The sequence below is a fragment of the Streptomyces avermitilis MA-4680 = NBRC 14893 genome (genome assembly GCF_000009765.2).
In the GTDB taxonomy this organism is placed as follows: domain Bacteria; phylum Actinomycetota; class Actinomycetes; order Streptomycetales; family Streptomycetaceae; genus Streptomyces; species Streptomyces avermitilis.
Genome location: NC_003155.5, coordinates 3,842,143 through 3,864,702, shown reverse-complemented (window position 1 = coordinate 3,864,702; position 22,560 = coordinate 3,842,143). Strand labels below are relative to the sequence as shown.

The 22,560-nt window shown below is 71.5% G+C and carries 14 protein-coding genes; 11 read left to right on the top strand and 3 right to left on the bottom strand.

Annotated elements, in window-relative coordinates:
* Positions 1–138 precede the first annotated feature (138 nt).
* From SAVERM_RS16040 to moeZ, 9 genes are all read left to right on the top strand, one after another.
* Positions 139–1,857 carry an ABC transporter substrate-binding protein gene (locus SAVERM_RS16040; RefSeq protein WP_010984520.1) on the top strand — a complete coding sequence of 573 codons (1,719 nt, stop codon included), beginning with the start codon at positions 139–141 and terminating at the stop codon, positions 1,855–1,857.
* 4 nt (positions 1,858–1,861) lie between these two features.
* Positions 1,862–2,944 carry an ABC transporter permease gene (locus SAVERM_RS16035; protein ID WP_010984519.1) on the top strand — a complete coding sequence of 361 codons (1,083 nt, stop codon included), beginning with the start codon at positions 1,862–1,864 and terminating at the stop codon, positions 2,942–2,944.
* A complete protein-coding gene (locus tag SAVERM_RS16030; protein ID WP_010984518.1) occupies positions 2,941–3,939 on the top strand; it encodes an ABC transporter permease in 999 nt (332 codons plus the stop codon). The genes SAVERM_RS16035 and SAVERM_RS16030 overlap by 4 nt, the downstream gene beginning before the upstream one ends.
* On the top strand, positions 3,936–5,537 hold the full coding sequence (locus SAVERM_RS16025; RefSeq protein ID WP_010984517.1) for a dipeptide ABC transporter ATP-binding protein: 1,602 nt from the start codon (positions 3,936–3,938) through the stop codon (positions 5,535–5,537). The genes SAVERM_RS16030 and SAVERM_RS16025 overlap by 4 nt, the downstream gene beginning before the upstream one ends.
* 190 nt (positions 5,538–5,727) lie before the next feature.
* Complete coding sequence (locus SAVERM_RS16020; RefSeq protein ID WP_010984516.1) at positions 5,728–7,656, top strand: DUF3492 domain-containing protein; 1,929 nt, start codon at positions 5,728–5,730, stop codon at positions 7,654–7,656.
* Positions 7,653–8,891: a hypothetical protein gene (locus tag SAVERM_RS16015; protein WP_107083283.1), complete on the top strand. Its 1,239-nt coding sequence runs from the start codon at positions 7,653–7,655 to the stop codon at positions 8,889–8,891. The genes SAVERM_RS16020 and SAVERM_RS16015 overlap by 4 nt, the downstream gene beginning before the upstream one ends.
* 200 nt (positions 8,892–9,091) lie before the next feature.
* Positions 9,092–10,051 (top strand): NAD-dependent epimerase/dehydratase family protein, encoded by a 960-nt coding sequence (locus SAVERM_RS16010; RefSeq protein ID WP_010984514.1) that lies wholly within the window; start codon positions 9,092–9,094, stop codon positions 10,049–10,051.
* Complete coding sequence (locus SAVERM_RS16005) at positions 10,039–10,788, top strand: spherulation-specific family 4 protein (RefSeq protein ID WP_010984513.1); 750 nt, start codon at positions 10,039–10,041, stop codon at positions 10,786–10,788. The genes SAVERM_RS16010 and SAVERM_RS16005 overlap by 13 nt, the downstream gene beginning before the upstream one ends.
* Positions 10,789–10,851: 63 nt before the next feature.
* A complete protein-coding gene (gene moeZ, locus SAVERM_RS16000; protein ID WP_010984512.1) occupies positions 10,852–12,030 on the top strand; it encodes an adenylyltransferase/sulfurtransferase MoeZ in 1,179 nt (392 codons plus the stop codon).
* 62 nt (positions 12,031–12,092) lie between these two features.
* Here moeZ and SAVERM_RS15995 read toward each other — a convergent pair whose 3' ends face one another.
* The 3 genes from SAVERM_RS15995 to SAVERM_RS15985 all read right to left on the bottom strand — a co-directional run bounded on the left by SAVERM_RS15995 (position 12,093) and on the right by SAVERM_RS15985 (position 18,279).
* Positions 12,093–13,646 carry an alpha/beta hydrolase gene (locus SAVERM_RS15995; RefSeq protein ID WP_010984511.1) on the bottom strand — a complete coding sequence of 518 codons (1,554 nt, stop codon included), beginning with the start codon at positions 13,644–13,646 and terminating at the stop codon, positions 12,093–12,095.
* A gap of 119 nt (positions 13,647–13,765) precedes the next feature.
* Positions 13,766–15,316 carry an alpha/beta hydrolase gene (locus SAVERM_RS15990; protein ID WP_010984510.1) on the bottom strand — a complete coding sequence of 517 codons (1,551 nt, stop codon included), beginning with the start codon at positions 15,314–15,316 and terminating at the stop codon, positions 13,766–13,768.
* Between the two features lie 68 nt (positions 15,317–15,384).
* On the bottom strand, positions 15,385–18,279 hold the full coding sequence (locus SAVERM_RS15985; protein WP_010984509.1) for a lysylphosphatidylglycerol synthase transmembrane domain-containing protein: 2,895 nt from the start codon (positions 18,277–18,279) through the stop codon (positions 15,385–15,387).
* A gap of 186 nt (positions 18,280–18,465) precedes the next feature.
* On the opposite strand from SAVERM_RS15985, the gene SAVERM_RS15980 reads away from it, so the two are divergent.
* Positions 18,466–18,831, top strand: coding sequence for an MGMT family protein (locus SAVERM_RS15980; protein WP_037649027.1), 366 nt, complete (start codon positions 18,466–18,468; stop codon positions 18,829–18,831).
* Between the two features lie 266 nt (positions 18,832–19,097).
* Positions 19,098–22,487 carry an ATP-dependent helicase gene (locus SAVERM_RS15975; protein ID WP_010984507.1) on the top strand — a complete coding sequence of 1,130 codons (3,390 nt, stop codon included), beginning with the start codon at positions 19,098–19,100 and terminating at the stop codon, positions 22,485–22,487.
* The last annotated feature ends 73 nt before the right edge of the window (positions 22,488–22,560 follow it).

Here is a 22,560-nt window from a genome sequence, read left to right as displayed (position 1 = left end):
TCTGGCGTACGCGTCGCGATTCTCCCTCTCTCCGTGACTTCGTCGCGGTTTTCGACGACCTGACGCCCGGGCAGACGTCTGTTCATTTTCGTCTCACTCCTCGTCAATCCGTCTCATCATTCGAGAGGTCGTCTTCCGATGCGTCATCCGTCCGTCATAGCGCGCCGCGTGGCCGCGGCATCCGTCAGCCTGGTCGTGGCAGCGGGCGCCGCCGCCTGCGGGCCGGAGGACAACGATGCCAAGGGCGCCGGTGGCGACTCCACGCCGCGGAAGGGCGGGACGCTCACCGTCCTGAACTCCAACCCGCAGGAGGACTTCGACCCGGGGCGGCTCTACACCTCGGGCGGCGGCAACGTCCCCTCTCTCGTCTTCCGTACGCTCACCACGCGCAACCGTGAGGACGGTGCCGCCGGCGCCGAGGTCGTCCCCGACCTCGCCACCGACACCGGGCGTCCGAGCAAGAACGCGACCGTGTGGACGTACACCCTGAAGGAGGGCCTCAAGTACGAGGACGGCGCCGCGATCACCTCCGCCGACATCAAGTACGGCATCGAGCGCTCCTTCGCCCCCGAACTCTCCGGCGGCGCCCCCTACTTGCGGGACTGGCTGGTCGGCGCGGCCGACTACCAGGGGCCCTACAAGGACAAGAAGGGCCTCTCGGCGATCGAGACCCCGGACGAGCGCACCATCGTCTTCCACCTCAACAAGCCCGAGGGCGAGTTCCCCTACCTGGCCACGCAGACGCAGTTCACGCCCGTCCCGAAGGCCAAGGACAACGGCACGAAGTACGAGGAGCACCCGATCTCGTCGGGCCCGTACAAGGTCGTCAAGAACGAGAACGACGGCGAGCGGCTGACGCTGGAGCGCAACACGTACTGGTCCGCGGCGACCGACGCGGAGCGCAAGGCCTACCCGGCCAAGATCGATGTGCGGTCGGGTCTCGACTCGTCCGTGATCAACCAGCGGCTGTCGGCGTCCCAGGGCGCGGACGCCACCGCCGTCACCACGGACACCAACCTCGGCCCGGCCGAACTCGCCAAGGTCACCGGCGACAAGGCGCTCGCCGCGCGTGTCGGCACCGGGCACTTCGGCTACACCGACTACATCGCCTTCAACCCGAAGGTGAAGCCGTTCAACAACGCCAAGGTGCGGCAGGCGATCTCGTACGCCATCGACCGCTCGTCGGTCATCAACGCGGCGGGCGGATCGTCGCTGGCCGAGGCGGCGACCACCTACCTGCCGAACCAGAAGTCCTTCGGCTACACGCCGTACGACCACTTCCCGGCGGGCACGTCCGGCAATCCGGCCAAGGCCAAGGAACTGCTGAAGGAGGCCGGTTACAAGAACGGGCTCACGATCTCCCTCACCCACTCCAACTCGAAGGACTTCGAGACCAGCCCGGAGATCGCGACCGCCGTCCAGGACGCCCTGAAGAAGGCCGGGATCACCGTCAAGCTCCAGGGCCTGGAGGAGAACGACTACAAGGACAAGATCCACAGCGTCAAGACCGAGCCCGGCTTCTTCCTCGCCCACTGGGGCGCCGACTGGCCGTCCGGCGGTCCGTTCCTCGCCCCGATCTTCGACGGCCGGCAGATCGTCAAGGACGGCGCGAACTTCAACACCGGCTTCCTCGACGACAAGTCCGTCAATGCCGAGATCGACGCGATCAACAAGCTGACGGACCTTGACGCCGCCGCCAAGCGGTGGGGCGCACTGGACCAGAAGATCGGCGAGCAGGCGCTGACCGTGCCGCTGTTCCACCCGGTCTACAAGCGGCTGTACGGCAGCGCCGTCAAGAACATCGTGATCAGCGACTGGACCGGTGTGCTGGACATCTCGCAGGTCTCGGTGAAGTAGCGCCGTGAGCGAGGCACTTGTCGCCTCCCAGGCCGCCGGGACGGGTACGCCCGTCCCGGCGGTTTCGGGGGCCCGTCAGTTCTGGCGGCGGCTGCGAGCGCAGCGCGCCGCCCTCGTCGCGGCGGCCGTCGTCGCGCTCCTGGTCCTGGTCGCGCTCGCCGCGCCGCTGCTGACGGCCCTGGAGGGCCAGGACCCGACCACCTACCATCCGTCCCTCATCGACTCCGCGCGCGGTGGCGTACCCGTCGGCTCCCTCGGGGGCATCAGCGGCGACCACTGGCTCGGCCTCGAGCCCCAGACCGGACGCGACCTCTTCGCCCGGCTCGTGTACGGGGCCCGGGTGTCGCTCGGCGTGGCGCTCGCCGCGACGCTGGTGCAGGTCCTCATCGCGGTCGTGGTGGGTATCGCGGCCGCGCTCGGCAACGGATGGGTCGATCAACTGTTGAGCCGGGCCACCGACGTCATCGTCGCCATGCCGCTGATGATCATGTCGCTGGCGCTGCTGGCGATCGTGCCCAGCAGCTTCCCGCGGCCCGTCCTCGTCGCGCTCGTCATCGGGCTGATCGCCTGGGGCTCACCCGCGAAGATCGTGCGCGCCCAGACGCTCACGCTCAAGCAGCTGGACTACGTCTCCGCCGCCCGGCTCAGCGGCTGGGGCACCTGGCGGATCGCCCGCCGCGAACTGCTGCCCGGGCTCGCCGCGCCCGTCATCACCTACTCCGCGCTCCTGGTGCCGCAGAACATCACCATCGAGGCGGCCCTGTCCTTCCTCGGCGTCGGTGTGAAGCCGCCGACCCCGTCCTGGGGGCAGATGCTCACCGCCGCCGACGTCTGGTACCAGGCCGCGCCGCAGTACCTGCTGCTCCCCGCGGGCGCGCTGTTCGTGACCGTCCTCGCGCTGACCGTCCTCGGCGACGGGGTGCGTACGGCCCTCGACCCGCGCGCGGCCTCGCGGCTGCGGGTCGGCACCGGCCGGAAGCGGGAGGCCAGGGCGGCTGCCGACGCGGGCGCTCCGGCGAAGGCCGATGTGGCCGCCCCGGCGCAGGCCGATGCGGGCGCCTCGGCGAACAAGGAGGCCAAGGCATGAGCGGCTTCACCGGCTTCGTACTGCGCCGCGGCCTCGGCGCCGTCGTCACCCTGCTCGCCATCTCGGTGATCGTCTACGTCGTCTTCTACGCCACCCCCGGCAACGTCGCCCAGATCACCTGCGGTCCGCGCTGCTCCCCGGAACAGGTCCATCAGGTCGCCGAGCAGCTGAAGCTCGACGATCCGCTGTACGTGCGTTACTGGCACTTCCTGGAAGGCATCGTCGTCGGCCAGGACTACTCGACCGGCACGTCGGTGCAGCACTGCTCGGCGCCCTGCCTCGGCCTGTCGTACCGGACCGACCAGCAGGTCACCCAGCTGATCTTGACGAAGCTTCCGGTCAGCCTGTCGCTCGTGTTCGGCGCCATGGTGCTGTGGCTGATCCTCGGGGTCGGCACCGGCGTGCTCTCCGCGTGGCGGCGCGGCCGGCTCACCGAACGGGTACTGACCGGCATCACCCTCGTGGGCGTCGCCACCCCCGTCTTCGTCATCGGGCTGATCCTGATGATCGTCGTCTGCGGACAGCTGGAACTGCTGCCCTTCCCGCAGTACGTCGCCTTCACCGACGACCCCGAGCAGTGGGCGTGGAACCTGCTGCTGCCATGGCTCTCGCTCGCCCTCATCGAGGCCGCCGCGTTCGCCCGCCTGACCCGGGCCGCGATGCTGGAGACGCTCGCCGAGGACCACGTACGGACCTTCCGGGCGTACGGCGTGGGGGAGCGGTCGATCATCGGACGGCACGCGCTGCGCGGGGCGTTGTCGCCGGTCATCGCGCTGAACGCCAACAACTTCGGCGCGCAGGTCGGCGGCGCCGTACTCACCGAGACGCTCTTCGGGCTGCCCGGCATCGGCCAGGATCTGGTGCACGCCGTGGCGGTCGTCGACCTGCCGGTGGTCGTCGGGATGGTCCTGGTGATCGGCTTCTTCGTGGTCCTGGCCAACGCCCTCGCGGACGTGCTGTACGCGGTGGCCGACCGACGGGTGGTGCTGTCGTGAGTCTTGTGGAAGTCACCGATCTCACGGTGGAGTTCGGGACGGTGCGCGCCGTGGACGGACTGTCGCTGCGCCTGGAGAAGGGCGCCGCGCTCGGCCTGGTCGGCGAGTCCGGCTCCGGCAAGTCGACCGTGGCGTCCGCCCTGCTGGGGCTGCACCGCGGTACGGGAGCGCGCGTCGGCGGCACCGTCAAGGTCGCCGGCACCGACGTACAGGAGGCCTCCGACGACGAACTGCGACGGCTGCGGGGCGGGAAGGCCGCCATGGTCTTCCAGGACCCGCTGTCGTCCCTCGACCCGTACTACGCCGTCGGCGACCAGATCGCCGAGGTGTACCGGGTGCACACGCGCGCGTTCCGGCGGGCCGCACGCGCGCGTGCCGTCGACGTACTGAACCGCGTCGGCATCGCGGACGCGGCCCGCCGCGCTCGCTCCCGCCCGCACGAGTTCAGCGGCGGCATGCGCCAGCGGGCCCTGATCGCCATGGCGCTGGCCTGCGAACCCGACCTGCTGATCGCCGACGAACCGACGACCGCCCTGGACGTGACCGTCCAGGCCCAGATCCTCGACCTGCTGCACACGCTGCGCGAGGAGACCGGGATGGGGCTGCTGCTCGTCACGCACGACGTCGGTGTCGCCGCCGAGAGCGTCGACGACGTCCTCGTCATGCGGCACGGGCGCGCGGTCGAGCACGGGGCGGCCGCCACGCTGCTGGGGGCGCCGGAACACGCGTACACGCGGGAACTGCTGGGCGCGGTGCCGCGCGTGGACGTGCCGCGTGCCACCGCCGGCGCCGGGGCACAGCCGGCGGAGGTCGTTCTCGAAGCGGTGGGCATGCGGCGCGAGTTCGGGCGCGGAAAGGGGGCGTTCGCCGCGGTCGACGACGTGTCCGTCGAGATCCGGCGGGGCGAGACCCTAGGCATCGTGGGCGAGAGCGGCAGCGGCAAGACGACGCTCGGACGGATGCTGGTCGGGCTCCTCGAGCCGACGGCCGGAGAGGTCCGTCACGACGGCCGCGTGCTGTCCGGGGTGAACCCGGCCGTGCAGATGGTCTTCCAGGACCCCGTCTCCTCCCTCAACCCCCGGCGCAGCGTGGGCGAGTCGATCGCCGACCCGCTGCGGGCCCGTGGGGAACGCGACGAGGGGCGCATCCGGGAGCGCGTGGGGGAGCTGCTGGAGCGCGTGGGACTCGATCCGGCGCACTACGACCGCTATCCGCACGAGTTCAGCGGCGGACAGCGCCAGCGCGTCGGCATCGCACGGGCGCTCGCCGCAGACCCGCGCGCCATCGTGTGCGACGAGCCGGTCTCGGCGCTCGACGTCACCACGCAGGCCCAGGTGGTCGCCCTGCTCGGCGAGTTGCAGCGGGAACTGGGGCTCGCGCTGGTCTTCGTGGCACACGATCTGGCGGTCGTACGCCAGGTCAGCGACCGGGTCGCGGTGATGCGGCGCGGGCGGATCGTCGAGTACGGCCCGGCCGACGAGGTGTACGAGTCGCCCCGGGACCCCTACACCCAGCAGCTGTTGGCCGCCGTCCCCGCCCTGGACCCGGCGGTCGCGGCCGAGCGGCGCAGCGCCCGCCGAGAGCTGGCCTCCGCATGACGATCTGTAACTCCTTGATCCCCTAGCGGGACCGAACGCGGCCCGCGCGGGAAAGTTACGAGCGTTCACCCCTTTTGGTGGTGCGATGGACAACCGTCCGTCGCACCACCGCCATGTCCGCGTACCTTCGTCCCGCTGCGAGCCGCCGGGTCAACGGCGGCTCCCCATACGGGAGATCGGGGGTGCACTCGTGCGCATCGGACTGCTTACGGAGGGTGGGTATCCGTATGTGAGCGGTGACGCCAGGCTGTGGTGCGACCGGCTCGTGCGCGGGCTTGAGCAGCACGAGTTCGACATCTACGCGCTCAGCCGCAGCGAGCAGCAGGAGGACGAGGGCTGGATCCAGCTGCCGCCGCAGGTCAGCCGGGTGCGGACCGCACCCTTGTGGACGGCCGAGGACGACGGGGTCGGCCACGGGCGCCGGGCGCGCCGGAGGTTCGCCGAGGCGTACGGGGAGCTGGCGGCGGCGGTCTGCGCGGTGGAGGAGCCGGGTGGGTCCGGGGGGCCGGGGGCGTTCCGCGGGGCCGTCGGAGCCGCTGCCGGGCCCGCGGCTGGATGGGACGTCGGAGGGGGCGCCGGCGTTGCCGTCGGAGATGTCCTCGGAGATGTCGGTGGAGGTGCCGTCGGGCCTGAGGCGGACCGTTTCGGCAACGCCCTGTACGCGCTTGCCGAACTCGCCCGCGACGAGGGCGGACTGGTCGGCGCGCTGCGTTCCGAGACCGCCGTACGCGCGCTGGAGCGGGCCTGCCGCGCCCGCGGGGCACTGCGCGAGGCGCGGGCGGCGCGCGTACCCGATCTTCTCGACGTGGCCGCGCGTCTGGAACGCGCCCTGCGCCCCCTCTCCCTCGACTGGTACGAGGACGACGGGCTCGGCTCGGTGGACCTGTGTCACGCGGCGGCCGGCGGTGCGGCCGCCCTGCCCGGACTCCTCGCCCGGCACTTAGCCGGCGTACCGCTGCTGGTCACGGAGTACGGCGTGCAACTGCGGGCGCACTACCTGGCCTCGGGCGGCGAGTCCGCTCCCGTACGCGCGCTGCTCGCCGCGTTCCACGGCCGGCTGGCGGCGGAGGTCTACCGCCAGGCCGCCTGCATCACCCCCGGCAACACGCACGCCCGGCGCTGGCAGGAGCGGTGCGGTGCCGACCGGGCCAAGCTGCGCACGGTCTACCCGGGCATGGAGGCGTCCCGGTTCGCCGAGGTCGGCGAGTCCACCGGGTGCGGCGACCCGGACACGCTGGTCTGGGTCGGCCGCATCGAACCGGCCAAGGACCTGATCTCCCTCCTCCACGCCTTCGCGGAGATCCGCAGACAGGCGCCCAAGACCCGGCTGCGCATCGTCGGCACGGCGGCGGGCGCCGAGGGCGTCGCCTATCTCGGGCACTGCCGGACCCTGGCCGCGCAGCTCTTCCCCGACGAGGCGGAGTGCGCGCACGCCGTCGGCGACAACCCGGTGTCCTTCGAGGAGATCGGCGGCCCGGAGGTGCCCGACCTCGCGGAGGCCTACGCGGCCGGGGCGGTCGTCGTCCTGTCGAGCGTCGTCGAGGGCTTCCCGATCAGCCTGGTCGAGGCCATGTTCTGCGGACGCGCCACGGTCTCCACCGATGTGGGCGCGGTCGTCGAGGTCATCGGCGGTACGGGCCTCGTGGTGCCGCCGCGCAATCCGCGGGCGCTCGCCGAGGCGTGCGTGACGCTGCTGCGTGACCCCGAGCGCCGTGAGCGCCTGGGAGCGGCGGCCCGCGCCCGCGCGCTCGAACTGTTCACCGTCGAGCAGAACGTCGCGGCATTTCACGGCATTTACCTGGAGATCGTCTCGCACTCGCCGGTGCGGAGGGTGTTCGTGGACGACACGGGGGAGCCGCTGCCGTTCGGCGTGCCGGCCGAGGCGCACGTCCCGGGGCGGTGGACCGAGGTGAGCCTCCTGGCCGGTGGTCGGCCGCGGTGGACGGCGGGAGCGGACGCGCCGGGGGCGCCGGTGAGGGGGACGACTCCGGTGCGGGCCACTCCGTTACCTGCTGTGGCTTCCGCTTGTCCTGTGCCTGCTGCGCCTGGTGTGTCTGCCGTGCCTGCCGCGTCTTCCGGGCCTCAGGAGCCGGTTGTGGCGGGGGAGGGGGCGCGATGAGCGGCCTGGGCGAACTGGACCGCCCCGGCACACCGGGCAGCCCCGGGGCGGGGGATGCACGGTCGCAGGAGTGGCCGGCGGGGGAGGGGACGGAGGCGGGAGCGGGCGCGGATCCGGATCCGGGTGCTGGTGCTGGTGTCGGCCCGGGTGCCGGGCGCAAGGTGTCCGCTCGTCGTGGTGGCGCGGATCCCGTCAAGGCGCTGATGCACCGGCACCGAGAGCTCTGCGAGCGGGCCGTCGATCCCCTGGAGATCGCGGCCGGCCTCGAGGCGCACGGAGTCACCGACCGGACCGCCGCCCGCTTCCGGCACCGGGATGTGTTCTCCCTCGCCGAGGAGATGTACGCGCGCGTGCCGCGCGACGCCGAGCCTGCGCCGCAGCCCGTCGCCGCCGGCCCGCGCGCCGAGGGCGGCGCATGGGCCGTGCTCGCCCTGCTGCCGGGCACCCTCTGCGCGGCGACCGTCGTCGGACTGCGGCTCACCGAGGGACGGCCACGCCTCGCCGTGGCCGCCGCCGGCGCCCTCGCCGTGGCGATCGGGCTGCGCGCGGCCCTCGGCCGGGGCCCGCTGCACGCCCCCTCCCACCACACGACGGGCGCCACGCGCGCGTGGACGTGCTGGCTGCTCGCGTACGCCCTCCTCGGCGACGGGCTCCTGAGCGCCGGGCTGGAAGGCGGCCCCGACGGCCCCTGGCCCCTGGCCACCGCTCCCGTGCTCGCCCTCGCCCTGGCCTGCGCCCCCGCCGCCTGGTGCGCCCGCCTCTTCGCCGTACGCGCCCGCCGCCGGCTGACCGCCAGCCGTGGTCTGGAGGAGTTCGCGGCCTCCGCCAAGCCGCTGCTGCTCGGGACATTCGTCCTGTTCCTCTGCTCGCTCGGCGCGCTGCTCGCGCTGTGCGCCGCCCTGCTGGACGAGAGCGCCGACTACCCGGGAGCAGGCACCCTCGGCGCGCTGCTCCTGCTCGCCCGACTGCTCACCGCACGCGGCTTCACCCACGCCCCGGCGGTCGTGCTCGGCGTCGCCGCGGCGGCCGAGGCGACCGCCCTGGCCGCGGTCTTCGCGGGCCGCCTCCCCGGCTGCTCGTATCTGGCCACGCCCGTCGACACGGTCGTCGGCGCCTGGGGACCGGGCGCCGTCCCGACCCTCGTCTGCGGTGCCGCCGCCCTGAGCCTGCTGATCCACACGACCCGCACCCTGACCCGGGCCTCGGCGCACGCCCTGCCGCCCGGACCACCCTGAGCCCCGGCCCATGGCAACGCCTCACCGCAGGCACGTCATGAACCGGAAACGCGCTCGAAGCGGCCGGCAACCGCTCCTGGCGCCCCTCTCTCCCGCGGGGCCGACATCGCGGGCCACCTCATCACCCACGGCACCACCTCTGAAGGAGAACCCCAAATGATCACCTCCCGAACCGGAGAATCCGCCCCGGGAGCCGCCCGATGAGGGTCCTGCTGATCGGAGCCAACGGATACCTCGGCCGCTTCGTCGCCGACCGGCTGCTCGCCGACCCGGCCGTGCAGCTCACCGCGCTCGGCCGCGGCGACGACGCCGACGTACGCTTCGACCTCGCCTCCGGCAGCCCCGGCGCGCTCACCCGCTTCCTGGACGCCGTGCACCCCGGAGTCGTCGTCAACTGTGCCGGAGCCACCCGCGGGGGTGCCCGCGAACTCACCCGGCACAACACCGTCGCCGTCGCCACCGTCTGCGAGGCCCTGCGCCGCAGCGGCTGCGGCGCCCGCCTCGTGCAGATCGGCTGCGGTGCCGAATACGGCCCCAGCCAGCCCGGCTCCTCCACGGCTGAGGACGCCGTGCCGCGCCCCGGCGGCCCGTACGGCGTCAGCAAGCTCGCCGCCACCGAACTCGTCCTCGGCTCCGGCCTGGACGCCGTCGTCCTACGCGTGTTCTCGCCCGCCGGGCCCGGCACCCCGGCCGGCTCCCCGCTCGGCCGCCTGGCCGAGGCCATGCGCCGCGCGATGCAGTCCGGCGACGGTGAGCTGAAGCTCGGCGGACTCGGCGTCCAGCGCGACTTCATCGATGTCCGCGACGTCGCCCGCGCCGTCCACGCCGCCTCCCTCTCCGCCGCGCAGGGGGTGATCAACATCGGTTCCGGCCGTGCCGTACGGCTGCGCGACGCGGCCGCCGTCCTCGCCCGCGTGGCCGGCTACGGCGGTGCCCTGCACGAACTCGACGGCCCGCACATCCCCGTACGGCCCTCCATCGGCCACCCCCGCCCCGAACCCGACCACGCGGCCCCGGCCGCCTACCCCTACCCGGACGGCTGCGGCAGCTGGCAGCAGGCCGATGTGCGCACCGCACGCGACCGGCTCGGCTGGCGGCCCCGGATCAACCTCGAGGAGTCCCTGGCCGACATCTGGATGGAGGCGGCATGTCGTATCTGACCAGCAGCGCAACGGGCACCGCGAGCACCGACTTAGGCCTCGGCTTCGGCATCCCCGGCTATGCGCACCCCCTCGTCGCCCCCATGGAATGGGGCGAGCTGGCCCGCCCCGGCACCCCCCTGCACTGGGTCGTCCTGAATGTGAGCGGCGGCCCCGGCGCCCGGCCCGACCCGCACTGCCTGGAGGCCGTCGGCCGACTGCGCAACGCGGGCGTCCGCGTCCTCGGCCACCTGGACACCACCTACGGCGTACGCACCTTCGGTGAGCTGATCTCCGACGCGCACCGGTATCTCGACTGGTACCAGACCGGGGGCTTCTTCCTGAGCCGCTGCCCCACCGAACGCGCCGCGCTCCCCGAGATCCGCCGCACGGTCGCCACCTTGCGCGGACTCCTCGGTGGCAGCCACATCGTCCTCGGCCACGGCACCCACCCGTTCCCCGGCTATGCCGAGAGCGCGGACCAGCTGGTCACCTTCTCCGGCCCCTGGAGCGACTACCGCTGGTCGCAGGTGGCCGAGTGGACCGCCGACTACCCACCCGAGCGCTTCTGCCACTTCGTGCACGGTGTCCCGCGCGGACATCTCGACGAGGCACTGCGCATCGCCCGCTGGCAGGGCGCCTCGACGATCTACTTCACCGACCGCACCGATCGTGGCGGCCGCGACGATCCCTGGGAGACCATGCCCGGCTACTGGGACGAAATCGTCTCGCGGATCGGAACGGGTGTCTCGGAATGAAGAAGGGCGTGGCAGTGTTACGGGGAGAACAACTGTAGTGATTGACCGACCAACGGAGCCCCCGTGTCGCTGCCACCCCTGGTCGAGCCGGCTGCCGAGCTCACCGTAGACGAGGTCCGCAGGTACTCCCGCCACCTGATCATCCCCGATGTGGGCATGGACGGGCAGAAGCGGCTGAAGAACGCCAAGGTGCTCTGTGTGGGCGCCGGCGGCCTCGGATCGCCGGCGCTGATGTACCTGGCCGCCGCCGGCGTGGGCACGCTCGGCATCGTGGAGTTCGATGAGGTCGACGAGTCGAACCTGCAGCGCCAGATCATCCACAGCCAGTCGGACATCGGCCGCTCCAAGGCCCAGTCGGCGAAGGACTCCGTCCTCGGCATCAACCCCTATGTGAACGTGATCCTTCACGAAGAGCGGCTCGAGGCCGAGAACGTGATGGACATCTTCAGCCAGTACGACCTGATCGTCGACGGCACGGACAACTTCGCGACCCGTTACCTGGTCAACGACGCGTGTGTGCTGCTCAACAAGCCGTACGTATGGGGCTCGATCTACCGCTTCGACGGCCAGGCCTCGGTCTTCTGGTCCGAGCACGGTCCCTGCTACCGCTGCCTCTACCCGGAGCCCCCGCCGCCGGGCATGGTCCCCTCGTGCGCCGAGGGCGGCGTCCTGGGCGTGCTGTGCGCGTCCATCGGTTCCATCCAGGTCAACGAGGCCATCAAGCTCCTCGCGGGCATCGGTGAGCCGCTGGTCGGCCGCCTGATGATCTACGACGCCCTGGAGATGCAGTACCGCCAGGTCAAGGTCCGCAAGGACCCGGACTGCGCGGTCTGCGGCGAGAACCCCACCGTCACCGAGCTCATCGACTACGAGGCCTTCTGCGGCGTCGTGTCCGAGGAGGCCCAGGAGGCGGCCGCCGGCTCGACGATCACTCCCAAGCAGCTCAAGGAGTGGATCGACGACGGCGAGAACATCGAGATCATCGACGTCCGTGAGATCAACGAGTACGAGATCGTCTCGATCCCGGGCGCCAAGCTGATCCCGAAGAACGAGTTCCTCATGGGCACCGCCCTCGAGGCCCTGCCGCAGGACAAGAAGATCGTCCTGCACTGCAAGACGGGTGTCCGCAGTGCGGAAGTCCTCGCCGTCCTGAAGTCGGCGGGCTTCTCGGACGCCGTCCACGTGGGCGGCGGCGTGATCGGCTGGGTCAACCAGATCGAGCCGAACAAGCCGGTGTACTAGGCGCACGTCCTTTCCGGAGGGGCTCGGCACCACGTGTGCCGGGCCCCTTTCCGTCGCCCGGGCTACGAACAGACCTTGCCGTCCTTCGGCACCGTCCCGTTCAGCAGGTAGCTGTCCACCGTCGAGTCGACGCAGTCGCTCCCACTCCCGTACGCCCCATGGCCCTCGCCCTTCCAGGTGAGCTCCACACCGACGTCCTTGCCCAGTTCGTCCGCCATCTTGCGGGCACCCTCGTACGGCGTCGCCGGGTCCCCGGTGTTGCCGATCACCAGGACGGGCTCCGCCCCGGGCGCGCTGACCTCCGGATTGTCGTACTGACCGGACACCGGCCAGTTGTGGCACCAGCCCGCCGTGTCCCAGCCCATGTAGTCGCCGAAGACGGGCGAGATCTTCTCGAACTCCGGCAGCCGCTTCTTCGTCTCCTCGGGCGTCGGGCGCTGCCTGTCGTCCAGGCACGATATGACCCGTTGCGAGTGGGTCGTCGTGCCGTAGTGCCCCGACGCGTCCCGGTCGTTGTAGCTGTCGGCCTGCAACAGCAGCTCCGAACCGTCCCCGCCCTCGGCCGCCTTGAGAGCGCTGGTGAGCACGGGCCAGCTCTGCTCGCTGTAGAGCGGCAGCACGATCCCGGTGACCGCCAGCGTCTGTGTGAGCTTGCGGCCGGACGACGTCGGCAGGGGCTTGGCGTCGATTCGCTTCAGCAGGTCCACGATCTTCTGGGAGCCCTGCTTCGGATCCTGGCCTGTCGCTTTGAGGTAGTCGTCCAACGCGCGCTGGAAGCCGCGGGTCTGGTTCTTGGCGTGGCCGACCGTGTCCGCGCTCGGATCGACGACCGCGTCCAGCGCCAGACGCCCCACGTTCTTCGGGAACAGGTGGGCGTAGACCCCGCCCAGTTCGGTGCCGTACGAGATGCCGAAGTAGTGCATCTTCCGGTCACCGAGCACCTGGCGCATCAGGTCCATGTCGCGCGCGGTGTCGGTCGTCGAGACGTGCGACATCAGCTTTCCGGCGGCCTTCTCGCACCCCTTGCCGAAATCGGCGGAGTCCTTCAGATACGCCTGCTGTTCGGTCGAGTCGTCCGGGGTCGAGTCGACCGACTCGGCAGCCTGGATCGCCCGGTCACTGCGGCAGCGCACGCCCTCGCTGGCGGCGACCCCACGCGGGTCCCAGCTCACGAGGTCATAGCGCTCGTGCAGTTTCGAGACCGTGGTCGCGTACGACGGCAGGTAGGAGACGCCGCTGGCGCCGGGGCCGCCGAAGTTGAACAGCAGCGAGCCGATGCGCCGGCCGCCCGTCGCCTTGGAGCGGATCAGCGCAAGTCCGATCGTCTCGCCGTCCGGCTTCGCGTAATCCAGCGGCACTTTGAGCGTCGCGCACTGCCAGTCGCCGCCCGGCGCGGGCGAGTCCGAGGTGGCCTTGCAGCGGCCCCAGCCGAGCTTCTGTGAGGTGAGCGAGGCGGGCAGCTGCGACGGCGTACCGGACGGCGACGAGGACGTCGACGAGTCGGCCGACCGATCGGCTTCGCCTGTCTCCTTGCCGTCGTCGGACGAGCCGCCGCCACAGCCGGCCACCAGCAACGCAGCGGCGGCCAGAGCCGTCCACCGTGCGATACGCGCCATGAGTACTTCCCCCGTTCCGAGTCGTCCGCCGGACGTGGCGGATGACACTCAGGCCATAGTAGGCGGGCTGCGGTGAGCGACCACCGCAGCCTGTGGATAACCTTTTTACCTGCGGTTTCTTATGAGCAGACAGTGTTGGCCGCCGGTACCTTCCCGTCCAGCAGATAGCCGTCCACCGCGCTCTGCACGCACTTGTTCTTGCTGTCGTACGCGCCGTGCCCTTGGCCCTTGTACGTCATCTCGACGCCGACGCCCTTGCCCAGCGCGTCCACCATCTTCTTCGCACCCTCGTACGGCGTGGCCGGGTCGCCGGTGTTCCCGACGACGAGGATCGGCGCGGCACCGGGCGCGCTCACGTCGGGATGGTCCGCGGCGCCCGCCACCGACCAGTCGGTACAGCTGAGCAGGCCCCAGGCCAGATAGTCGCCGAACAGCGGGGAGGCGGCCTTGAACTGCGGAAGCTTCGCCTGAACGTCGGCGGTGGTGTAACGCGGCTTGTCGTCCGCGCAGTTGATCGAGACGTTCGCCGCGACGAGATTGCTGTACTGCCCGTTCGCATTGCGCCCGTTCATCGAGTCGGACAGCAGCATCAGCACCTTGCCGTCGCCGTCGTACGCCTGCTCGAGCCCTTCGGTGAGGTACTCCCAGAAGTCCTTCGAGTACAGGGCCTGCGCGATGCCGCTGGTCGCGGCGGTCTGGGTCAGCTCGCGCGGGAAGACCCCCGGGATCGGCTTGCTGTCCAGGTCCTTGAGCAGTGTGGCGATCCGGTCCTTGACGTCCTGCGCGGTGTCGCCGATCGGGCAGTCCGTGGTCTTGGAGGTGCAGTCCTCGGCGAAATTGTCGAGCGCGAGCTGGAAGCCCTCAGCCTGTCCCAGCGAGCCCTGTTCCGGGTTCTGGGTCGGGTCGACGACCGCGTCGAAGACGGCCCGCCCGACGCTCTTGGGGAACAAGTGGGCGTAGACGCCGCCGAGCTCGGTGCCGTAGGAGATCCCGAAGTAGTGCAGTTTGGTGTCGCCGAGCACCTGGCGCATCAGATTCATGTCACGGGCCGCGTCGGTGGTGCGGACATGCGGCAGGATCCTGCTGGAGTGCTTTTCACAGGCCGAGTTGAAGGTCTTGGTGTTGGCCAGGAGATTCTTCTGCTCGGCCGTGTCGTCGGGCGTCGCGTCCTGCTGGAAGTACTCGTCGAGTTGTGCGTCGTCCTCGCACTTCACGCCGGCGCTGCGGCCGACCCCGCGCGGGTCGAAGCTCACCAGGTCGTAGCGGGTGCGCAGCTTTTCGTAGTCCTTGCCGAAGGCGGGCAGCGAGGCGACGCCGGAGCCGCCCGGGCCGCCGAAGTTGAAGATGAGCGAGCCGATCCGCTTGCTCTGTTCCCCGCTTGTCTTCGCCCGGATGAGCGCGATGTCGATGGTGTCGCCCCTGGGCTTGGCCCAGTCGAGCGGCGCCTTCATCGTCGCGCACTGCCACTCGTCGCCGTCCGGCAGCGGCGAGGGAGCGTTGCCGCCGCCCTCGGACTCGGACGGCGCCGGGCAGTCCTTCCAGCTCAGCTTCTGGCCCGACAGGTCCTCGTCCTTGGTGTCGTTGTCGTGGCTGCAACCCGTCACCGAAGAGGACAGCAGGACGGCGGTGGCGGTCAGGACGGCGGCGCGCAGCCGGGGAGGGTTCGGCATGATCCCATCCTGAGGTCGCGCGAGGTGGGCCGCTCGGGGCGCGGGCCGTACGAGGTACGCCAGGCCGGCTACAGGGCGCCCTTGCGTGTCAGATGGTTGAAGAAGAGCCAGCCCGGCAGCACCGGCAGCCACAGCGTCAGGAGCCGGTACAGCAGCACGGCGGGCGCCGCGACCTCCTTGGGAAGCCCCACCGCGATCAGGCCGACCGTGAGGGTCGCCTCGACCGCGCCCACACCGCCGGGGGTCGGCGCCGCCGAACCGAGCGCGTTGCCGGCGAGGAAGACGACCGCGACGCTGGCGAGGCTCAGCGTGGTGGTCTCCTCGTGCCCGAACGCCCGGATCGAGGCGTCCAGGCACATCACGAAGCAGGCGGTGAGCAGCAGCATGCCGCCGATGCCGGTGACCAGCTTCTGCGGCCGCTGCAGCACGTCGAGCATGCGCGGCACGACACCGGCGAACAGCGACCTCACGCGCGTGACGACGAATTTCCGCAGGAACGGCACCGAGGTCACCACGAGTACGAGCACCGCGACCGTCAGCAGACCCGCGATGACCGTCCGCGACGGCGACAGGGACGGTGTCTTCTCGGTGCCGGTCAGATAGCCGAAGGACAGCAGCATCAGGATGTGGCAGCCGAGCCCGAACAGCTGGGAGGCGCCGACACTGGCCACCGCGAGCCCCGGCCGCACCCCCGCACGCTGCAGGAAGCGCGTGTTCAGGGCGACGCCGCCGACCGCGGCCGGCGCCACGATCTTCACGAACGACCCGGCGACCTGCGCCGCCACGGTCCGCAGGAACGGCACCCGTTCCGGTACGAAGCCGAGCAGGCTCATCGCGGCGGCGAAGTAGCTCAGCGCCGAGAAGAGGACGGCCGCGGCGACCCAGCCCCACTCGGCGTTGCTGAAGAGCGTGCCGAACTCGATATGGGTGAGCTGCGTGAGCAGGAAGTACGCGCCGATGGCACCGGCGATGAAACTGATCAGCGTGCGCGGCCGCACCCGCTCCAGACGGGCCGGCTCGACCGGGGCCTGCGGCCGGATCCGCAGCACCTGATGGCGGATCTGGGTGAGCAGATCCTCCTCGCGGGCCTCGTCCAGGGCCTCGTCTATCGCCCGCTTCTCCGCCCGCTGTTCGGCGCGTACGGCCTTCTTGTCGGCCTTCTTGTCGGGCTTGGTGAGTACGACGGGACCGGCGTCCTGCTGCGCCTCCTCCAGGCGGGCCAGCTTGGACTGCCGGGACGCCTCCAGTACGGCCTCGCGTTCGCGCTGCGACCGCTCCCGGGCCAGTCTGCGCAGCGTCGCGCGCGTGGAGCGCGTCAGCGCGATCGGCTGGAGCAGCGGCAGACAGTCGGCGACCGCGTCGGGGCCGAGCACGCCGACCGCCGACGCCACCGAGCGCTCCGCGCCCACGCGCAGGCCGAGCGTGGCCAGGAGCTGGGCGATGTCCATGCGCAGCACCAGATCGCCGGCCGCGATCTCGCCGCCCCGCAGATCGGTCAGGATGACCATGCCGGAACGATCCACCACGATCGCGTCGCCCGCGAGCCTGCGGTGCGCGATCCGCCGTGACTGCAACGCTCGCACCTGCTGCCAGGTCTCGCGCAGCAGTTCGTCGGTGATCTCCGCGTCGTCCAGCGAGTCCAGGGTGCGACCACCGGTGTGCTCATAGACGAGCATGACGGCGTCGGGGCCGAGTTCGGAGGTCGCGATCAGCTTGGGCGCGTTGGCTCCGGCGGCGATGGCCGCGTACGCGAGGAGCGCCTCCTGTTCCAGCGCCTGGCGCAGCGACTGGAGGCTGCGGCGGGTGGTGATCCCGCGCAGCGTCAGCCGCCGCCACACGCGGTAGAAGAAGCCCTGTGCCTGCTGCTCGCGGTCGACCACCGTGACGTCCAGTGGCGGCCCGTCCTCCAGGGTGACGAAGTAGCGTCGGCCGCGGTCGCCGTTCTCCGTCGTGTCCGGCGCCTCCTCGCGGGCCGCGCTCACGGGGTGGAAGCCCACGGTCCGCAAGCCGGCCATCAGCGTCCGCCCCGTGGGGCGCACGTTCGGCGAGCCGACCGCGTACAGCGTTCCGTACGCGACGCTCCAGCCGATCAGCACGGTCAGGATGATCGAGAACGGCGTGGTGTAGCCGGTGACGAGCATCGAGAAGGCGTCGAGGAGCAGCACCACCCACAGCACTGCCCGCCAGCGCGGTCTGCGCGACATGCCGACGGCCGTCATGTAGGCGATGACCGGCGCGAGATAGCCGTGCACCGGGTCGGTGAGGGCGTGGATGTCGCCGGGCGAGGGCTGGGTGAGCGCTTCCTGGATGGAGTCCGGAGCCGCCCTGGCGACCCAGAGGTCCGTGGCGAGTGTCACTCCGTGGGCGAGCACGGCGGCCAGAACGCCGTCCGCGATGCGCAGTCCGTCCCGTTTGATCAGCCGTTCGATCGCGAAGGCGACCGGCACCAGGAGGATCGCGATGCTCGACACCAGCCCCGCGATCTTGATCAGCAGGTCGGGTGCCTGTCCGGTGCCCTTGTTGATGTCCTGTTCCAGGCCCGAGGTGGTGCCGTGCGCGAACGCGGCGACCGCGAGCAGCACGGCGATCGCGAGGACGCCCACCAGCAGGCGCATCAGGTCGGAGGGCCGGTGCACGCGCGCGGGAAGCAGCGGTTCGTCGCCCTCGACTTCTTCGTTGTGGGCGTCGTCGGCGCGGTCGGCGTCCGGCTCGGCCCGCTGCTCCTCGCTCACAGCTTGCCGCTTCTCGTCTCCGTGCGACTCGGGAGCCGCTTCTCCGTGCGACTCGGGAGCCGCTTCTTCGTGCTGCTCGGGGGATGCTTCCTGGTGCTGCTGCGGGGCTGCTGCTTCCTGCGGTTTCGGGCCCTCCTCGTGCGGCGTGGGGGCCGCGTCGGCGGTGTCGGGGCGCGACGAGACCCCAGAGGTGCCCTCCGCGTCATCGGGGTGCACACCCTGCTGTTTCATCGTCTCTTCTTGGTCTCGTATCACCAGTCACCGCCCGCACGATGGTGGCATGCCCGCCCGACACACGGGGGCATCAGGGTGCAAATGCGGGGGCGCACAGTCTGCCCGAAGCCTCGCCCGGGGGCGAGGGATACGCACGGTCGCCGTCGCGTCACATTGTCGGTGGGGTGGGGCAGGATGAGGCGGATGAGCGAGGAGAGCCTTCCGGCGGACGCCCTGCCGGAGTACGCGGAGCGGGTCCTTGACGTCGCCGAGCGGATCCCGCCCGGGCGCGTGATGACGTACGGGGACGTCGCCGAGTGGCTGGAAGAGGGAGGCCCGCGCCAGGTCGGCCGGGTGATGGCCCTCTACGGAGGAGCGGTTCCGTGGTGGCGCGTCATACGCGCGGACGGCGTGCTGCTCCCGGGCCACGAACTCAGGGCCCTCGGCCACTACCGCGCCGAGGGCACACCTCTGAAGGAGGCGAGCAGAGCCTCCGAAGGCCATCTGCCACGCGTCGACATGAAGCGGGCGCGATGGGACGGCGACGAGCGCGCGGAGGGCCACGTCTGACAGTTTCTGCCATCGGACCGCACCAGGGGTGACCTGTGGTCCACATGGGGGAAGCAGGGCACGGGCAGGCGATGCCGTACGTTCGTGGAGCGGGGGACGCCTGCGGCACGAGTGTCCCGACGGAGTGTCCGGAACAAGGGGAAGCCCTGCTTCCGCGGCATTCACCGGCGTAGCGTCGACGGCGCGCACCCCGTTCATCTCGCGGACACCGCTCTGCACGCGCGGCAGCCCGCCCACCAGTACGACCACCAGGACCGGCGAACCACGTGAGCTCCTCTTCCTCCACCAGGCGCCTTGTGCATCCCCGGATGCGACAGGGGAGCCGTGGCGCTTACCGACTGGTGCGTACCCCGTTGGCCCGGGTGGATCCCCCCCGTCTTGACGCAAACCAGCGCGCGGTGGTTGACCACACGTCCGGTCCGCTGCTGGTTCTCGCAGGTCCGGGAACCGGCAAGACGACCACGCTCGTGGAGTCGGTGGCCGCGCGGATCGCCCGTGGCGGGGACCCGGAGCGGGTCCTGGTGCTGACGTTCAGCCGCAAGGCCGCCGTCGAGCTGCGCGACCGTATGGCGCTGCGCATGGGTGCGGCGCGCGCTCCGCAGGCCACCACCTTCCACTCGTTCTGCTATGCCCTGGTCCGCGCCCACCAGGACGTCGGGCTGTTCGTGGAGCCTCTGCGGCTCCTGTCGGGCCCCGAGCAGGACGTGGCGGTGCGCGGGCTCCTCGCCGGACAGCCCGACCTGGAGCGGCTCGGCCTCGCGCACGTGCGCTGGCCGGACGAACTGCGCGCCTGCCTCACCACCCGGGGCTTCGCCGACGAGGTCCGTGCGGTACTGGCCCGCAGCCGCGAACTCGGACTGAGCCCGGGCGCCCTGCGCAGTTTCGCCGCGCGCATCGGCCGTCCCGACTGGATGGCCGCGTCCGCCTTCCTGGCCGAGTACCTCGACGTACTCGACCTCCAGGGAGTCCTCGACTACGCGGAACTCGTCCACCGCGCCGTCCTCCTCGCCCGGCGGCCGGGCGTCGCCGAGCGGCTGGCCGCGCACTACGACGCCGTCTACGTGGACGAGTACCAGGACACCGATCCGGCCCAGGCAAGGCTGCTGCACGCCCTCGCCGGCAGCGGCCGGACCCTGGTGGCCTTCGGCGACCCCGACCAGTCGATCTACACATTCCGGGGCGCCGACGTGAACGGCATCCTGGACTTCCCCGACGCCTTCCCGCGCGCGGACGGAAGGCCGGCGCCGGTCGAGGTCCTCAGGACGTCCCGCCGCTCGGGCGCCGGCCTGCTGGCCGCGACCCGGCTGCTGACCCAGCGCATGCCCCTGAACCGTCTCCCGGCGGAGAAAGTACGCGCCCACCGTGAGCTCGCGCCGGTACGGGACGGAGGCCACGCCGAGGTCTACACGTACCCCACGCCCGGTACGGAGCTGGACAACATCGCGGACGTCCTGCGCCGGGCACACCTGGAGGACGGCGTGCCGTGGGGCGAGATGGCGGTCCTGGTGCGCGCCGGCTCCCGTACGATCCCGACGGTCCGCCGCGCCCTGACGGCGGCCGGGGTCCCCCTGGACATCGACGGCAACGACCTGCCGCTGCGTCACGAACCGGCGGTGACGCCCTTGCTGACGGCGCTCAAGGCGGTGGCGGAGGCGGAGGCGGATGCCTCCGGCACGGACGCCTCCGGCACGCACGCCGAATCGTCCGGACCCGCCGGACCCGCCGCGTCCCCTGAACCCGCTGGATCGGCTGAGCCCGTTGAGCCCGCGCGGGAAAGCTCCTGGCTCGACACCGAGACCGCTCTCACCCTGCTCGCCTCTCCCCTCGCCGGCATGGACGCCGCCGACCTGCGGAGGCTCGGCCGCGCCCTGCGCGAGGAGGAGCGGGCGGCCGGCAACCACGTACCGCCGCCCTCCGACGAACTGCTGGCACGCGCGCTGGCCGAGCCGGAACGGCTGGTCGCGCACGACCCGGCGTACGCGCGCGGAGCCCAGCGCCTCGGCGTGCTGCTGCGCAAGGCCCGCGAGCGCCTCGCGGGCGGGCGGGCACGGCGGAGGAGAGCCCTCTGGGAGCTGTGGGACGGCACGCCCTGGCCCCAGCGCCTGGCGCGGGCCGCCCGGCGCGGCGGCGCGGCAGGGCGCAACGCCGACCGCGACCTCGACGCCGTGTGCGCCCTGTTCGCGACCGCGGCCCGCGCCGAGGAGCGCACCGGCGGCCGTGGCGCGCTCAACTTCCTGGAGGAGATCGACGCCCAGGACATCGCAGCCGACACCCTCACCCGCAGGGCCGTGCGCCCCGATGCCGTACGCCTGATGACCGCGCACCGTTCCAAGGGCCTGGAGTGGCGCCTGGTCGTCGTCGCGGGCGTCCAGGAGGGCCTGTGGCCGGACCTGCGCCGCCGTGGCTCCCTCCTGGAGGCTGACCGCATCGGGCGCGACGGCCTGGCCGAGCCGCTCACCCCGGGCGCCCTCCTGGCGGAGGAGCGACGCCTGTTCTACGTGGCCGCCACACGCGCGCGTGAACGCCTGATCGTCACCGCCGTGAAGGCTCCGGCCGACGACGGCGATCAGCCCTCCCGCTTCCTCACCGAACTCGGCGTCGAACCGAAGGACGTCACCGGGCGCCCCCGCCGCCCCCTGTCCGTCGCCGCGCTCGTCGCCGAACTGCGTGCCACCACCGTCGACCCCCGGGTCTCGGACACCCTCAGAGAGGCCGCCGCCCGCCGGCTGGCCCGGCTCGCCGCGCTCGGCGACGAGGACGGCCGCCCCCTCGTGCCGTCCGCCCACCCCTACCGCTGGTGGGGCATGTACGAGCCGACCGAGAGCAAGGTGCCGCTGCGCAACCGCGACCAGCCCGTCGTGCTCTCCGGAAGCGCCCTCGACCAGCTCGCCAACACCTGTTCCCTCCAGTGGTTCCTCGGCCGCGAGGTGAAGGCCGACGCCCCGGCGACCGCCGCCCAGGGCTTCGGCAACGTGGTGCACGTCCTCGCCGACGAGGTCGCCTCCGGACACACCCCCGCCGACCTCGACGTCCTCATGGAGCGCCTCGACTCCGTGTGGAACGCGCTCGCCTTCGACGCGCCCTGGAAGTCGGCGCAGGAGAAGGAGAACGCGCGCGTGGCGCTCGAACGCTTCCTGCAGTGGCATGTGATGGACCGCGCGGGACGTACGCCGGTGGCGAGTGAGCACGACTTCGACGTGACCCTCGAAGCGGGCTCCTACGAGGTACGCATCCGGGGCTCCATGGACCGTGTCGAGGCGGACGGCGAAGGCCGCGCCTACGTGGTCGACTTCAAGACCGGCAAACAGGCGCCGACCGCCGCCGAGGTGGGCCGCCATCCGCAGCTCGCCGTCTACCAGCTCGCGGTGAGCGAGGGCGCCGTCGACGAGGCGTTCGACGGCGTACGTCCCGAGCCGGGCGGCGCCGAACTCGTCCAGCTGCGCCAGGGCGCCGCCAAGCGGGACGGCGGCGAGGCCCTCCCCAAGGTGCAGGCCCAGGAGCCCCTGGAGGGGGAGTGGGTCGGCGACCTCCTGGCCACCGCCGCGGGCAAGGTCCTCGACGAACGGTTCTCTCCGACCACCGGCCAGCACTGCACCCACTGCGCCTTCCGGGCGTCGTGCAGCGCGCGGGCGGAGGGGCGCCACGTGGTGGAGTGACCCCGGCTCGGCAGATACGGCTGTGATGCACTGCACCACACGTGCTGACCTGTGCTTCTTCCAGCCATGCGGC

What these genes read in the sequence shown, in the direction of transcription:
- SAVERM_RS15985 (WP_010984509.1), bottom strand. Translation starts at nt 18,279, where the DNA reads ATGAAACAGCAGGGTGTGCACCCCGATGACGCGGAGGGCACCTCTGGG.
- SAVERM_RS15995 (WP_010984511.1), bottom strand. Translation starts at nt 13,646, where the DNA reads ATGGCGCGTATCGCACGGTGGACGGCTCTGGCCGCCGCTGCGTTGCTG.
- SAVERM_RS16040 (WP_010984520.1), top strand. Translation starts at nt 139, where the DNA reads ATGCGTCATCCGTCCGTCATAGCGCGCCGCGTGGCCGCGGCATCCGTC.
- SAVERM_RS16010 (WP_010984514.1), top strand. Translation starts at nt 9,092, where the DNA reads ATGAGGGTCCTGCTGATCGGAGCCAACGGATACCTCGGCCGCTTCGTC.
- SAVERM_RS16030 (WP_010984518.1), top strand. Translation starts at nt 2,941, where the DNA reads ATGAGCGGCTTCACCGGCTTCGTACTGCGCCGCGGCCTCGGCGCCGTC.
- SAVERM_RS15990 (WP_010984510.1), bottom strand. Translation starts at nt 15,316, where the DNA reads ATGCCGAACCCTCCCCGGCTGCGCGCCGCCGTCCTGACCGCCACCGCC.
- SAVERM_RS16015 (WP_107083283.1), top strand. Translation starts at nt 7,653, where the DNA reads ATGAGCGGCCTGGGCGAACTGGACCGCCCCGGCACACCGGGCAGCCCC.
- SAVERM_RS16005 (WP_010984513.1), top strand. Translation starts at nt 10,039, where the DNA reads ATGTCGTATCTGACCAGCAGCGCAACGGGCACCGCGAGCACCGACTTA.
- SAVERM_RS15980 (WP_037649027.1), top strand. Translation starts at nt 18,466, where the DNA reads ATGAGCGAGGAGAGCCTTCCGGCGGACGCCCTGCCGGAGTACGCGGAG.